Raw genomic sequence first — 15,346 nt, forward strand, 5'->3', positions numbered from 1 at the left:
CTAAACTTTGACAGTGTAAATCTACTGTCTTTCATTGAATTTCAAAATCGTGCCAAATTGAAGATGAACTGCTTTTTTTTGGAATTTGGATTGTCTATATTCAACGGTATTTTAATCCAAATCATATGTCTTATAAAGAAGGAATGCTTAGGGAAGATGCCCTAAAGGGGAAAACTATTTTGGTAACTGGGGGAGGGACGGGTCTTGGTAAATCAATGGGATTATATTTTTTGAAATTAGGTGCAAACCTGGTGATAACCAGCCGAAAATTGGATGTGTTGGGGGCAACTGCAAAGGAAATGGAGTCAGAAACAGGTGGTAAGGTGTTGGCTTTATCCTGTGATGTGCGTGAAATTGAACAAGTGGAGAAAATGTGGGCAGATGCCCTTGCCCATTATGGTAAAATTGATGTGGTACTTAACAATGCCGCCGGTAATTTCATCAGTCCGACTGAACGGTTGTCGACCAATGCCTTTAACACCGTTTTGGATATCGTTTTAAAGGGAACTTCAAATGTTACGTTGACTGCTGGGAAGTCATGGATTCAGTCTAAGCAAGCAGGGACATTCCTTAATATCGTAACCACCTATGCCTGGACAGGATCGGGATATGTCGTGCCAAGTGCAGCAGCAAAAGCAGGAGTTTTGGCCATGACCCGTTCGCTGGCAGTGGAGTGGGCAAAGTATAAAATCCGCTCCAATGCCATTGCTCCTGGGCCGTTTCCGACTGAGGGAGCCTGGAGTAGGTTATTGCCTGGAGATCTTGTAAAGAAATTTGATCCTGCCAAAAAAGTACCGGTTGGAAGGGTGGGGGACCATCAGGAGCTGGCTAATCTGGCTGCATATCTGGTTTCCGATTTTTCTGCCTATGTTAACGGGGAAGTTATCACTATAGATGGAGGAGAGTGGTTAATGGGTGCAGGTGAGTTCAATAACCTGGATATGATACCCCAGGAAATGTGGGATATGATGGAGGCTTCAAGGGGAAAAAAGGGATGAGCCCCAAAGTAATTTGGGGCTATCTAATGGCAAAGTGGAAAATCAGGAACCTGTAAATTAATCAGACCCTCTCCACTATTTAAATTAGTGGTGGAGGGTTTATTTTTTGTCTTCTTTGAAAACTGGCGCTTTTTTGAAGGGAAGTACCAATGTGCCATCCCAATTTTCCAATACCTTTCCCACATTTCCTTCATCTATGGAGGTGGTTTCTATGAAAAACCAATTGTCATTCCCGGTATCTGATACCGCTATAAGGACACTTTCAGAAATCAATCTCCCCCCAGGAACTTTGCTTGTGGTCACCACAGGGACCAAGGCATGGACTTCGCCATTTGATCGGGTATGTTGGATAGGTTCCTGCACCTTAAAATCCTGCATTTTGATACCTTTTTCGATCTGATTCTGCTGGATTTTTTTCCAGGTGTTTTTCATGGACTCATAGCCTCCCGCCTGTTCAATTAATCCAGGGTAGGTGAATTTTAAAATTGATTCCACATCAGAATTGATCTGAGCTCTTGCATAGGCATGCGCTGCTTCAATGATACTTGTCTCAATTTGTGCAGAAGTACTGAAAATAATGTGTAAAGTGAAAATGATTGTTGGAACTAGTCTTTTAAGCATAATGGATCAATAGGATTAAAATATGCCTAAAACTAATAGCTACTTTCAAATTTCAGATAAATTTTCTGCAAAAATTAATAGTTAGATGCTACCCAAAAATAGATTGGAAAACCCAAAGTGATATTGAAAGGGAAGGTAACTGCCAATGCCATAGGTAGAAAGATACCTGGGTTTGCCTTGGGAACTGCAATTTTCATGGCTGCCGGAACTGCAATATAGGATGCAGAGGCAGCAAGGATAGCAAACATAAATCTGTCCCCTGTGTTGGAGGTAATAAACTGGGATAAATAAGCTACCAAAATTCCGTTGACAAGGGGGATGACAATGGCAAAAATGGCTGAGAATTTTCCTGAATCTAAAAAATCCTTCAGTTTTTTTCCACTGGTAATGCCCATATCCAACAAGAAAATAGCCAGAAATCCTTTGAAGATGTCTGTTGTAAAGGGTTCAATACCTCTTGCTTCTTCTTCTGAGGCCAATAAACCTATCAGAAGGCTTCCTAAAATCAACAAAACCGAACCATTGGTAAAAGCATGATTCACCACTTTTCTAACTTTCATTTCCGGGGAACTTTCCTGCGCATAAATTTTTATTAGCAAAACCCCCAATATAATTGCCGGAGCCTCCATAAGGGCCATAATTGCTACCATGTACCCGTTGAAATGCTGTTGTTGGATTTCAAGAAAAGAAACAGCTGTAACAAAAGTGACCGCTGATACGGAACCATAGGCTGCAGCGATTGCTCCTGCATTTTCGATTGAAAAGCGCTTCTTGAGTATGAAAAATGTATAAAACGGGATCAAACTGGCAACTGCCACTCCAAAAAGTACTGCCCAAATAATTCCAAAATTAAATTCACTGTGTGCTAATTCCTGCCCACCTTTGAAACCTATGGCGAAAAGCAAGTAAAGTGAAATGAATTTGGAGGAGTTATTGGGGATTTCCAGATCACTTTTAAGTCTTACTGCAATGATTCCCAAAAGGAAAAAAAGGAATGCCGGATTGGTGAAATTATTCAGTAATAAGTCGAAATTCATAGTGCTTGTAAAATATTTTTATCCAGATTTCAAATCATCTGAAACTTTTTGCAAAACTCTTCAGTATAATTAATATATTTTTATTTATATTGATAATATTAAATATTAAAATTATTTATGAATTATACACTACATCAATTGCAGGTTTTTTTGAAAGTTACCCAAACAGAGAGTATCACTAAGGCTGCCGAAGAGTTGCATTTGACTCAACCTGCTGTATCTATTCAATTGAGGAATTTTCAGGATCAATTTGATATTCCCCTGACTGAAATAGTAGGAAGGAAACTTTATGTCACTGAATTTGGAAGAGAAATTGCGTCTGCTGCTGAAAAAATTGTGGACCAAATCCATGCAATCAATTATAAAACAGCATCATTCAAGGGGCAATTGACAGGTAGGCTTAAGATTTCTGTGGTTTCTACAGGCAAATATGTCATGCCATATTTTCTGACAGGGTTTATGAAGCGGCATCCCGGTATAGAACTTAAACTGGATGTTACCAACAAAGCTATGGTTCTCAATAGTCTGGATGAGAATGAAGTGGACTTCGCGCTTGTTTCAATATTACCGGAATCCATTCAGGTGGAGGCCATACAATTGATGGAAAATAAACTTTATTTGGTTTCAAATAAAGATTTTGAGTTTAAAAAAGAAAAATATGCCAAGGAAATATTTGAGCAAATTACTTTGATTTTCAGAGAACAGGGCTCTGGTACACGCTTGACTTTAGAGCGTTTTCTAAGGAATAATAATATACCCGTGAGAAAGAAAATGGAATTGACCTCCAATGAAGCCGTAAAGCAGGCAATAATTGCTGGATTGGGATGCTCAGTCATGCCATTGATCGGAATTAGGAATGAATTGAAAGATGGATACCTGAAGATCATCCCTGTAGAGGATTTGCCCATTGTGACCAACTGGAACCTGATCTACCTGAAAAACAAGAGATTTTCTCCCGTAGCAGAAGCATTTTTAACCTATCTGCATGAGGAAAAGAATAATATTATTGCTGAGCACTTCAGTTGGTTTGGAGAAAAGAGAGTGTCAAATAATTGAGGGTTTCCATTTTAATTCCTTCCAAAATTTAGGCTTATAAAGCCTTAAAAATCATCATATTATAAAATGAAACAAAAATTATATACATTTGATACACCTTTTTCGTTTAAATTTGGGTTGTAATATTCATTCATGAAGAAATTCATCAAAATAGCACTCCTTTTTTTCTATGTGTTTTTTAACGCAGGACTAAGCTATTCCATGCATTTCTGTGGTGAAGATTTCAAGAGGATCAATGTTTTTGCGGATTATAAAACCTGTTGTGAGTCCAAAACGCCAATGCCAGGATGTTGCGATGATGTTTCTAATTTGGAAATTCCTAACAATGATCAGCAGGTTTCCGAAATTTTGGATTTTCATCCTATGATTTTTGAATTGATTACTTTTGACTTTTCTATTGAATTAGTACCTCATTTTGTTAAATGGGAAGAGAAAATTTTCTATTCTGATTCCTCACCGCCAATAATCCAAGAAACCCCGATTTACATTTTTTGTCAGGTATTCCTGATATGATTTTGATTGCACGCAAAGACACAAAACTCCAAGGGATTTATTTCTGAAAAATAGAACAGCCGGATATTGGGCTTTTTGTCCTATCAGGTTTTCATAATCAGAAAGAATTGATTTTCAATTGCGAATCAGTCTTTTTGGCTTTTCTCCCAAATCAGTTTCTGTATTCCGGACCATTATCAAATAATTTCCAATCCGCTACAAGTGGATAAATATCAACAAATACCTGTTTTTTCTATCCAAGTAGATCAAGCAGATAAAAAGTAGTCAGCGAAAAAAACTATGCTCAATAAAACCATAAAATTCTTTCTTGAAAACAAGCTGGTAACAGTAATCCTGTTGGTTCTTGTAGTAGGCTGGGGGATAGTGACAGCACCATTCAATTGGAATACGGGTTTCTTGCCCAATGACCCTGTACCGGTGGACGCTATTCCTGATATTGGTGAAAACCAACAGATTGTATTTACGGAATGGATGGGTCGTTCGCCTCAAGATGTGGAAGACCAGATCACTTATCCTCTGACCACTTCATTACTTGGGATGCCAGGGGTTAAATCTATCCGAAGCACCTCTATGTTTGGCTTTTCATCCATATACATCATTTTTGAAGAGGATTTGGAATTTTATTGGAGCCGTTCCCGGATTTTGGAGAAGTTAAACTCCCTCCCCGCAAGTTTGCTTCCTGAGGGTGTTCAACCCAAGTTAGGTCCTGATGCTACGGGTCTAGGGCAGGTTTATTTTTATACGCTGGAAGGAAGAGATGAAAAAGGAAATCCAGTTGGGGGTTGGGATTTGCATGAACTCAGAAGCATTCAGGATTACTATGTACGCTATGGTTTGGCAGGTACAGAAGGGGTAGCCGAAGTGGCTACAATAGGCGGACATTTAAAGGAATACCAGGTGGACCTGGATCCTGTGGCCATGAAAGCGCACAATGTGGCTATGATGCAGGTGATGAATGCGATTAAGCAATCCAATTTGGATATTGGGGCCAACACCATGGAAATCAATCAAGTAGAATATATTGTCCGTGGTTTAGGTTATATTAAATCTTTGGAGGATATAGAAATGGCGGTTGTCAAAGTTGCCAATAACGTCCCTTTGAGAATCAAAGATATAGCAAGAGTCAATATTGGTCCAGCAAGTAGGGCAGAAAGGGCTATATTGGATAAAGGAGGGTCAGAAGCAGTAGGGGGAGTCGTTGTGGCCAGGTATGGAGATAATCCATTACAGGTTATTGAGGCCATCAAATCAAAAATAGATGAAATATCACCTGGATTACCCAGTAAAACCTTATCTGATGGTACATTATCAAAGGTAACCATTGTGCCTTTTTATGATCGTTCTGGATTAATAAAAGAAACATTGAATACCCTCAACGAAGCCATTTCCTTACAGATTTTGATCACTATCATTGTCATTATGGTCATGGTTTTTAACCTGAGGGCATCTTTGATGATTTCGGCTTTATTACCACTGGCTGTGTTGATGTGCTTTATCATGATGAAATATTTTCATGTGGATGCCAATATTGTTGCCCTTTCCGGGATAGCGATAGCCATTGGTACTATGGTGGATCTGGGGATTATTTTAAATGAGAATATCCTCCGCCACTTTGAAGAATCGGATGGGTTAAAATCCAAACTCCAGGTTATTTATGAAGCAACCACTGAAGTTGCCTCCGCAATCCTTACGGCGGTGATGACTACAATTGTGAGTTTTTTACCTGTTTTTACTTTGCAGGCAGCTGAAGGTAAACTATTTGGTCCTTTAGCTTTTACAAAGACTTTTGCTTTGGTGGCTGCACTGATTTTTACTTTGGTATTTATGCCGGCTTTTGCACATTGGATTTTTGGTCTAAAAGTCAAGAACAAAAGTTATAAGCATATTCTCAATGGAACGATGTTAATTGCCGGAATCCTGTTATTGTTTTACTTCACTTGGGCAGGATTGGTTTTGATGGCATTTTCACTTAACCATTTTCTCCACGAACTTTTCCCTGAAAAGACTGCAGAGGGTAAATATAAAAATAGGGCATCTATGGTTATCGCTGTGGTAGGGGTGGCATTCCTTCTGGCTATTGAATGGAGACCTTTAGGTTTACAACAATCAACCTTCGTTAATTTTATTTTCATTGTCTTGGTGATTGGGATAGTTTTGGGAGGTTTTTCACTTTTCATAAGGTATTATGAATCCATGCTGACCTGGTGTTTGAACAATGCCAGGACATTCTTTTTGATTCCGGTGTTTCTTATTTTTCTCTCGCTTAATATTTGGTTGGGATTTGGGACTGTTTTTGGATTTGTGTCCAATGGGTTTGATAAGCTTGGATGGAATATCAGGAAGACATCCCTGTGGTCGGGCCTTACCCATACATTTCCAGGCATGGGTAAAGAATTCATGCCTGCTTTAAATGAGGGGTCATTTTTATTAATGCCAACTTCCATGCCCCATTCAGGGGTTGAGGCCAATATGCAGATAGTGAAACAATTGGATATGCTGGTTCAGGCTATTCCTGAGGTGGAAATGGTCGTCGGTAAAGCAGGCCGTGCTGAAAGTCCTTTGGATCCTGCTCCCATGTCCATGTATGAAAATATCATCAATTACAAAACGGAATATATACAGGATGAGGAGGCGAATAAACTTAGGTTTAAGGTAGATAAAGATGGTCAGTACCTTCTGGACATACAAGGCAAAACCTGGTGGTATAATAGAGAAAGTGGAGCGATTTGGGATGAAAACATGCAATATATGGCCCAAAGTCAAAGCAATGCGATTGCCAGGAACATTCAAAAATATCTGGTTCAGGACCAGCAGAGAGGGCAATATTTCAGACAGTGGCGAGATGAGATCAAAACAGCAAACGATATTTGGGACGAAATACAGATCAGAACATCAGGAATTCCCGGTGTGACATCAGCTCCAAAATTGCAGCCCATAGAAACCAGGCTGGTTATGCTTCAGACAGGAATGAGGGCACCCATGGGAATTAAGGTTTTTGGTCCTGATTTGGAAACGATTGAACCATTCAGTCTCAAATTAGAGAACCTATTAAAAGAGGTTCCTTCAGTCAAAAAGGAAGCCGTCTTTGCAGATCGATCTTTGGGTAAGCCTTATTTGGAGTTGGATTTAGATAGAATCGCGATTGGAAGATATGGATTAAATGTGGCGGATGTGCAGGAATTTATCGAGGTGGCAATAGGAGGAATGACATTAACCACAACAGTGGAAGGAAGAGAAAGGTATGCTATCCGGGCAAGGTATGCCCGTGAATACAGGGATGACCCAGAGGCTTTGAAAAAGATTTTGGTAAGTACCCCCACTGGGGCTCAGATACCTTTGGGGCAATTGGCTGAAATAACTTACAGGCCTGGTCCGATGATGATCCGTGGAGAAAATACTTTCCTGGTAGGTTATGTGATGTTTGATAAGCAAGCAGGGTACGCAGAGGTTTCCGTTGTGGAAAGTGCAAAAAATCTTATCCAGGAAAAAATCCGGACAGGGGAATTGAAAGTTCCAGGTGGGGTTTCTTTTGTCTTTTCCGGTAGTTATGAAAATCAGGTCCGTGCTGAAAAACGGTTGGCTATAGTTATCCCGCTTTCTCTGGCAGTGATTTTTTTGATTTTATATTTCCAATTCAGGTCTACCGCCATGGTTTTGATGATTTTTTCTGCAATTGGAATGGCCTTTTCAGGAGGTTTTCTTATGCTATATCTGTACCAGCAGGATTGGTTTTTGAATTTCAATTTTTTTGGTATCCATATGAGGGAACTCTTTCAAGTGCGGACCTATAATTTGTCAGTGGCAGTATGGGTTGGATTTATAGCGCTGTTTGGTATTGCTACTGATGATGGGGTGGTCATGGGGACCTACCTTAAGCAGAGTTTTGACAAGATACATCCAAAAAATAAACAGGAAATAAGAAAGGCGGTACTTGAAGCAGGACTTAAAAGGGTAAGACCTTGTCTAATGACCACAGCGACCACATTGCTTGCTTTATTGCCGGTTTTAACCAGTTCAGGTAGAGGGTCCGATATCATGATTCCTATGGCAATACCTGCTTTTGGCGGAATGACAGTGGCATTGATCTCCTTGTTTATTGTGCCGGTGCTTTATGGGAAATACAAAGAATTTAAGGTAGAAAGAAATTGATATTTATTGATATTAGATATTGGGGGATATTGGTCTCATAATCAATTGTTTACTAAATTAATTGATGTTATGGAAGAAAATAAGAGTTACATAAAATTGGAAGACTTAGAGGTCTATCAATTATCAAGAGCATTATCAAAAAAAGCTTGGACAATTTATTCAAAATTGAATTGGCATATGAAGAAGATTATGGGAGATCAATTTATTGAATCTTCTGATTCTATAGGTGCCAATATTGCTGAGGCATATGGAAGGTATCATTATTTAGATAGGATTAGGTTTTTGTACAACAGCAGAGGTTCAAAATTGGAGTCCGTCAACCATTGGCTGAGTTTGATGCAGGAAAGGGGTGTGATTTCTGAGGAAGAGTTTAAAGAAGCAAAGGAAATAGCTGAAAAATTAGCAGTGAAACTCAATAATTACATCAAATCTATTTACAATTCAAAAAATGATTTGAAATGAAGAAGTTCTTAAAGATTTACCATGGGTCTGCCAATTTCTGTTCTAAAGAAAGGGGATGTGGCTCAAATCAATATCAATCAATATCCAATATCCATAAATATCTTTTCCTGATAGTATTTATGGTTATTCAAATAGGAGCTTCTAATGCCCAAATCCTTGATAATTATATAAAAGAAGCCGTCGAAAATAATCTAGGTCTTCAAGCTTCCTTTAAACAGTATCAAGTTAGTCTGGAAAAGGTAAACCAAGTCAGTTTGGATAATCCTCAGTTGAACATAGGGATTTATACCAGGCCTATGGAACTTCTGATGGGCAATCAAAGAGCAGAGGCTTCAATAATGCAGATGTTTCCTTGGTTTGGCATGCTGAAAACCCAAAAGGATGAGGCCACTTTGATGGCAGAAGCTCAATATGAGGCTTTTCGTGAGGAAAGAAACAGGTTGGTTTTTCAGGTGAAAGATACCTATTTCCAATTATTGCAATTGCAGCATACTATTGATATCACCCAAGAAAATCTTGAAATTCTAAAGGTTTTGGAGGAACTGGCTATTGTACGTTATCAAGGGGGAAACACCTCAGGGACAGTATCATCCCTTTCAAAAGTTCTTGGAAACTCAAACCCTTCATCAGGTGCAACTGCCCAATCTGATGGGATGAATATGGCAGGAAGCAGTAGTTCCTCTGCCCCTATGGGGCAAAATACAGCAGGTAATGGGATGAATTCCATGCCTTCAAGTTCCGGAAAATTGACTGATGTTTTGAGGCTCCAGGTTCAGATCAAAGCTTTGGAAAGTGAACTCAGCCAATTGGAAGTCAATAAAAGGCCATTGGTCACTAAGTTCAATCAATTAATTGGGAGGGAAAGGAATGAGGACGTTGAAATAGCAGCCCAGGAAAATTTAACCAATATCAATGGATGGGAAGAAGTTTATCTGGATAGTATCCTGTTGAATAATCCCATGCTTATGATGTTGGAAAAGGAATCATTGGCCTATCGGAAGCAGGCCGAAATGGCTAAATTGGAAGGAAGTCCTATGCTTGGGGCCGGCTTAAATTATATGGTATTTTCTCCACGACCCGAATCAGGAATGATAGGTGGGATGGATGGTATGGAGTATATGCCGTCAGGAATGGGGAATAATATGGTGATGCCCATGGTTTCGATGACCCTTCCGATTTACCGCAAAAAGTATAAATCAATGCAGTCTGAAGCTATTCTTTGGATGGAATCTTCCCAAAAACAAAAAATTGAATTGGAAAACCTCCTTGCCACTGAATTTGAAACTATTTCCACATCTATAAAAGATTCGGAAAGGAAGCTGAAATTATTGGAAGAACAGATAGAATTGATGCAGCAGACCTTGGAAATTTCTGTTACTTCCTATTCCTCAGAAGGGAGCTCTATGGAGGAAATTTTTTCCATCCAGAGAGAATTACTTGATTTTAAGTTGGAGAAACTGACTACAGAAATAGAAAGGCAGGTAGCCATAGCCAGATTGGAAAGCCTTATAGGAATTTAAATACTAATTAAGTTGAATTCATCAAATTATGAAAACAAATAAAAATATTGTCATTATCATTTTAGGATGCCTTTTTTTCGGAGGAGTAGTAGGCTGGATGATCAGAGGAGGGGAAGATCAATCCCAAAAAATAGAGGAACAAGTTGGAGAAGAGACCATATGGGTTTCCCCTATGCATCCACATATCCGGCAGAATGAGCCTGGTAATTGTCCCATCTGTGGGATGGAACTGGTACCTTTAAGCCAGTTTAAAGGCAGTGGAGGAACTGACCCTAATGTACTGGAAATGAAACCGGAAGCTGTGGCTTTAGCCAACATTATGACTACAAAGGTTATCTCGGGGCAAGCTTCAAATGAACTTCAGTTGTCCGGTAAAATTCAACCTGATGAACAAAGGGTTAAAAGTATTGCAGCCAATTTCCCTGGAAGAATTGACAAGCTATTTGTGAGTTTCACAGGACAGGAGGTTAAAAATGGACAAAAACTGGCAACAGTATATTCACCTGATCTGGTCAATGCCCAAAAAGAGCTATTGGAAACTGCTAAGATCAAAGACCGTCAACCTGCTTTATATCAGGCAGCGAAAGAAAAGCTGAGGTTATGGAAAATTTCTGATGAGCAAATCAGGGCTATTGAATTAAGTGGTCAGGTAAAAAGCCAGTTTGATGTTATTGCAGATGTTTCAGGAATAGTAACAGTAAGGAATGTGTCGGTTGGGGATTATGTGAATCGAGGGGGAGTATTGTTTGAAGTTGTAGACTTGAGTCAGGTTTGGGTATTAATGGATGCCTATGAATCCGATCTTGCCTGGCTAAAAATGGGAAATGACCTCAAATTCCGGGTTTCTGCTTACCCGGGAAAGGATTTTAATGCCAAGATCTCTTACATAGACCCCATGCTCAATCCAGAAACCCGGACAGTTTCAGTCAGGGCAGAAGCCAGTAATCCAGGGCTGCAGTTAAAACCGGAAATGTTTGTATCAGCAAAAATTTCGTCTGCTCCATCCAAGGAATCTGGCTTATTGGTACCAAGATCAGCTATCCTATGGACAGGGCCAAGATCTGTTGTTTATGTTCAGGTTGGTGACAAAGAATCTCCTTCATTTGAAATGAGGGAAGTAACTTTAGGAAGTAGAAGCGGAGATAATTATATCATTTTAGATGGATTGGAGGAAGAGGATGAGGTAGTAAGCAATGGGGTTTTTGCAGTTGATGCTGCTGCTCAATTGAGTGGGAATTACAGTATGATGCTGAGGTCAGTCAATAAGAGGGTAGAGGTTTCCAGGGATTTCACAAAGCAGTTGAGCAATTTTGTAAAAAGTTATTTGACAGTTAAAGATGCATTGGTGAAAAGTGATGTCAAAGCTGCCCAAGAAGCCATACCCGCTGTAAAAACAGTGCTTTCAAATATAGATTCCGAATTGTTGGAAAATTCATCCCTGCAAACATGGAAGGATTTGCTGAAACCAATTCAGGCAAGTTTGGAAAAGTTGCAATCCCTGTCAGATTTGGAAGATCAAAGGAAGCATTTTGAAACCTTATCTGATAATTTGATCAATGCTGTGGAGTATTTTGGTGTAGAATCTGATACACTATACAGGCAATATTGCCCCATGGCCTTTAGGGATAAAGGAGCATATTGGCTGAGTTCTGAAAAGGAAATCCGTAATCCCTATTTTGGAGATATGATGCTTACCTGTGGAGAAGTCAAAGAAACTTACCGACCTGTCAAGAGGACTGTTTCTCAATAAAAAAAAATGGATTGGCTTTCAGGCCATATAAAAGATTGGTGGGATATCGGCGCATTTTAGGGGGTTAGCTCTGTTTGGTTACTTAGGTTGAGATCTAGGCTGTTGGTATTTGCAATGCTCTTTTTTAACGCCTGGTCCAATTTTTTAGCTTCAGATTTCAACATTTTAATAAAATGTTGGCTGTCTGAAAGGTTCATTTTTGGATCAATTACTTCCAGTATACCGATAATATTGGCCAATTTTGCCCTCATGGTATGTGACTGGTTGAAATTTAAATTCTTAAGAAGCTCATGCTGCATTTTGAGGAGGTTTTCTGACTTCTTCTTTCCGGTTGCATCAAAAAATCCTCCTACCATTTTGGAAGGTTTCCCTTTTGGAGACCATTCCACAACTTTTCCATATCCAATGACCCATTTTTCATTGTTGTCGGACAAAATCATTCGAAATTCACAGTGAAACGGGACTTTTCCAAAACTGTTGAAATGCTCCTCTAAGTTGTCATTTACAATTTTAAGGTCATCAGGATGAATATTTTTTTTCCATTTTATTTGCTCCTTTTTAACTTTTTTTCCCTTGTGGATATACCCAAGAAGACTCATTAAGGAAATACTCAGCTGATCATGGTTTTTCAAAATGTCCCAAAGCCAAAAACCAATAAGGTTGTTTTCAAAGAGGCCTTCAATGATCTCATTCTTGATATGAATATCATGGATCCCAACGGGCAAATCAATATTGATGTCACTGAATTTTTCTATTTTATGACCAAGTCCTATGACAAATTCCGGCTTACCATTTATATAATGAATAGAAAACTCCCACCTGGTCCAATAAAAATCAAAGCCATCATGTCTCATTTTTCGGATATCCAAAACAAAATTTCTTTCATTCAAAAATTGTGTTTTTTCCAAAAGGTTTTGATATTTTGAATAATCGCTAGGGAAAATGAACTTTGAAAATCTGGATCCTTCTACTTCTTCATTGAATACAGCCAATTGATTTTGGAATTTGGAATTAGCAAAAATTATTACTCCATTTAGGTCTAATTTAACCACATAAAAATAATTGGAAGAAGGTAAAAATTCCTCCAAAGGGCTTAAAAGTTGAGCTTTTGGGTTCATATTCAAAATTTGAGCTAAATTAGTTTAAAAAAATGAAAAACAAAAATATTTATTTAAAATACATTTAAATAGGTTTTAAAATGACGCTTACACATCCGTTAAACAGAAAAGAATTTGGATCATCAGAAAATCTGGGCAAGATGATGAGCCTGGAGGAGGCTTTGGAATTGCTTCAAAATTGGGTAAAGAATGACAAACTTGCTTTTCACATGAAGCAGGTAGGACAGCTGATGAAAGCCTATGCAGTTTCAAGAGGATATGATGAAACGACCCAGCATATGTGGCATATAGCTGGTTTATTACATGACGCAGACTGGGATCAGTGGCCTGATGAGCATTGCAGAAAAATTATAGAAGAACTGGAGGAGAGAAATCAAGATCCAAGGATAATCAAAGCAATTGCTTCCCATGGTCCCCGTTATTTTGGAGTAGATCCGGATTCAGAAATGGATAAAATGCTCTATGCATTTGATGAACTCTCCGGTTTTGTGCATGCCTACTCATTGATGAGGCCACAAGGATATGAGGGAATGGAAATAAAAGGGGTAAAAAAGCGGTTAAAAGATAAAAGTTTCGCTGCTCAGGTCAGCAGGGAAGATATTGCTGATGCTTCTGAAAAAGCAGGGGTTCCTGTTGAAGAATTGATTCAGTTTGTCATTGAGAACCAACTGAGGGCCTGATTTAAAAAGATTGTAAGAATTCTATTGGAGTGAGAACAGGTAAATTGTCATTTGTCTTTTTATAATCTTTAATATTTCGGGTGATAAAATAATCTGCCCCATTATGGATAGCTGTATAGTATTGTAAAGCATATTTTTTATCAGAAAACTGAGAATTTAGAGCAAGGTTCATCAATTTATTGCCCCCAGAAATTACACGGCATGCTCCAATAAAGTCATTTAAATTAGAAGCAGCACCTTCAATTTTGTAAATATCGTATGATAAATAAATTAAGTTAGATAAGCTGCATTCTCCGATTAGTAATGCAATTTTATCTTTTATAACTAGTTCAAGCAATTTAACAGATACCTCGAAATGAGGAGTTCTTTTCGAAATGATGTCAAATGCAACATCCGTGTCCAGATAAACTTTAGGCAAACTTCCTTTTAACCTGTTCTTTTAATAAATCCTCATCAGATAATGTATCTGTAAATACCGATTTTTCAAGGGTTTTTAATAACCGTTCAGCAGCTCTCTGAGGCTCAGTTTTAATTGCATTTTCCCCCGAATCTTCAAAAATCTCCTCGATCATTCTTGATAAAGAAATACCTCTGGCCTTAGCCCTTTGTTTGGCTGTATCAATGACGGTTTTTTTGATAGTAAGGGTAAGTTTGGTTTTCATTTTAATACGTGTTTAAGAAAATATATGTATTTCAATATCGAAAAGGTAATTATTTGATTCATTTTGCAAATTTTATACGATTCGAATTTACAAAAAAAGACCTGGCAAATTTCTTCGCCAGGTCTTTCTTTATAATTATTGATTAAATCTATTCAGATTCATCTTCATCCTCATATTCAACCAATCTTGGGACTTCGGATGATGAGGCTGAATTCTTTTCCAGATTTTCCTGTCTAATGGCTTCCCTTCTTTCCTGCTCAGCTTTCACTTCACTCAATGGTTTGAGATTAGAAGGGGGAGGAGGAAGCAATTCCTCGTCCTCATGTTCATAAGGGAACACTTCCACGATAGGGCTTTCTGTAATGTCCGGCACCCGAAAACTTACCAGCATATTGTTTAAACTTTCATGGATTCGGTCGTAGGCCTCTTTGACATCATGAGCGGTCACCAACATATATTGCGTTACTTTTTTCTCTTTACCACTGTCTGCGTCGGTCACCAAATAGGTGATTTTACATTTGTGCCAGATGTCTATATCCTCATAGGGAAAAACATCCACAAAATTACTTTTGCTGATGTTTGTTACCTGGAAGTCACCCCTTATTGTGGAACCCAGCATATCATAGATTCTGGCCTCTGCTTCTGTAAAAGATACCGCATCTACCAGGTATTGTTCGGAAACATTTTTGAGCAATCCCTGCTCATTTTCTTTGGCATATTTAACCCTGCACAAAAACCAAGTTCTCATAGTAAGAAATTTTGAAATTAAGGTAGCGAAGG

At 38.6% G+C, this 15,346-nt stretch carries 14 protein-coding genes; 8 read left to right on the plus strand and 6 right to left on the minus strand.

Annotation, left to right across the window (positions count from 1 at the left end; all coding sequences use genetic code 11):
• Positions 1-125: 125 nt before the first annotated feature.
• The gene (locus ACFSKV_RS14275; protein WP_380804102.1) at positions 126-998 is read left to right on the plus strand and encodes an SDR family oxidoreductase; all 873 of its coding nucleotides are present in this window, start codon (positions 126-128) and stop codon (positions 996-998) included.
• A 99-nt stretch (positions 999-1,097) separates the two neighbouring features.
• Here ACFSKV_RS14275 and ACFSKV_RS14280 read toward each other — a convergent pair whose 3' ends face one another.
• Positions 1,098-1,619, minus strand: coding sequence for a hypothetical protein (locus ACFSKV_RS14280; RefSeq protein ID WP_380804104.1), 522 nt, complete (start codon positions 1,617-1,619; stop codon positions 1,098-1,100).
• A 74-nt stretch (positions 1,620-1,693) separates the two neighbouring features.
• The gene (locus tag ACFSKV_RS14285) at positions 1,694-2,656 is read right to left on the minus strand and encodes a sodium-dependent bicarbonate transport family permease (RefSeq protein ID WP_380804107.1); all 963 of its coding nucleotides are present in this window, start codon (positions 2,654-2,656) and stop codon (positions 1,694-1,696) included.
• 117 nt (positions 2,657-2,773) lie between these two features.
• Here ACFSKV_RS14285 and ACFSKV_RS14290 point away from each other — a divergent pair, with 117 nt between their 5' ends.
• The 6 genes from ACFSKV_RS14290 (at position 2,774) to ACFSKV_RS14315 (ending at position 12,106) form a co-directional block, all read left to right on the plus strand.
• Positions 2,774-3,712 (plus strand): LysR family transcriptional regulator, encoded by a 939-nt coding sequence (locus ACFSKV_RS14290; protein ID WP_380804109.1) that lies wholly within the window; start codon positions 2,774-2,776, stop codon positions 3,710-3,712.
• A gap of 132 nt (positions 3,713-3,844) precedes the next feature.
• Positions 3,845-4,225 (plus strand): HYC_CC_PP family protein, encoded by a 381-nt coding sequence (locus tag ACFSKV_RS14295; RefSeq protein WP_380804112.1) that lies wholly within the window; start codon positions 3,845-3,847, stop codon positions 4,223-4,225.
• Between the two features lie 279 nt (positions 4,226-4,504).
• Complete coding sequence (locus tag ACFSKV_RS14300; RefSeq protein WP_380804115.1) at positions 4,505-8,374, plus strand: efflux RND transporter permease subunit; 3,870 nt, start codon at positions 4,505-4,507, stop codon at positions 8,372-8,374.
• A gap of 69 nt (positions 8,375-8,443) precedes the next feature.
• A complete protein-coding gene (locus ACFSKV_RS14305) occupies positions 8,444-8,836 on the plus strand; it encodes a four helix bundle protein (RefSeq protein WP_380804117.1) in 393 nt (130 codons plus the stop codon).
• Positions 8,833-10,356 carry a TolC family protein gene (locus ACFSKV_RS14310; protein WP_380804120.1) on the plus strand — a complete coding sequence of 508 codons (1,524 nt, stop codon included), beginning with the start codon at positions 8,833-8,835 and terminating at the stop codon, positions 10,354-10,356. The genes ACFSKV_RS14305 and ACFSKV_RS14310 overlap by 4 nt, the downstream gene beginning before the upstream one ends.
• Before the next feature lie 28 nt (positions 10,357-10,384).
• Complete coding sequence (locus tag ACFSKV_RS14315) at positions 10,385-12,106, plus strand: efflux RND transporter periplasmic adaptor subunit (RefSeq protein WP_380804124.1); 1,722 nt, start codon at positions 10,385-10,387, stop codon at positions 12,104-12,106.
• Between the two features lie 56 nt (positions 12,107-12,162).
• On the opposite strand, the gene ACFSKV_RS14320 is transcribed toward ACFSKV_RS14315, so the two are convergent.
• Positions 12,163-13,224 carry a PAS domain-containing protein gene (locus ACFSKV_RS14320; protein ID WP_380804127.1) on the minus strand — a complete coding sequence of 354 codons (1,062 nt, stop codon included), beginning with the start codon at positions 13,222-13,224 and terminating at the stop codon, positions 12,163-12,165.
• 80 nt (positions 13,225-13,304) lie between these two features.
• Here ACFSKV_RS14320 and ACFSKV_RS14325 point away from each other — a divergent pair, with 80 nt between their 5' ends.
• Entirely contained in the window at positions 13,305-13,904 is a 600-nt protein-coding gene (locus tag ACFSKV_RS14325) for an HD domain-containing protein (protein WP_380804129.1), read from the plus strand.
• Position 13,905: 1 nt separating this feature from the next.
• Here ACFSKV_RS14325 and ACFSKV_RS14330 read toward each other — a convergent pair whose 3' ends face one another.
• The 3 genes from ACFSKV_RS14330 to ACFSKV_RS14340 form a co-directional block, all read right to left on the minus strand.
• A complete protein-coding gene (locus ACFSKV_RS14330) occupies positions 13,906-14,322 on the minus strand; it encodes a type II toxin-antitoxin system VapC family toxin (RefSeq protein WP_380804132.1) in 417 nt (138 codons plus the stop codon).
• A complete protein-coding gene (locus tag ACFSKV_RS14335) occupies positions 14,315-14,566 on the minus strand; it encodes a DUF6364 family protein (protein WP_380804135.1) in 252 nt (83 codons plus the stop codon). Before ACFSKV_RS14335 ends, ACFSKV_RS14330 begins: the two co-directional genes overlap by 8 nt.
• A 148-nt stretch (positions 14,567-14,714) precedes the next feature.
• Positions 14,715-15,314 carry a DUF4494 domain-containing protein gene (locus tag ACFSKV_RS14340; RefSeq protein WP_380804137.1) on the minus strand — a complete coding sequence of 200 codons (600 nt, stop codon included), beginning with the start codon at positions 15,312-15,314 and terminating at the stop codon, positions 14,715-14,717.
• Positions 15,315-15,346: the final 32 nt, after the last annotated feature.

The organism is Shivajiella indica, assembly GCF_042683085.1.
Classification (GTDB): Bacteria; Bacteroidota; Bacteroidia; order Cytophagales; family Cyclobacteriaceae; genus Shivajiella; species Shivajiella indica.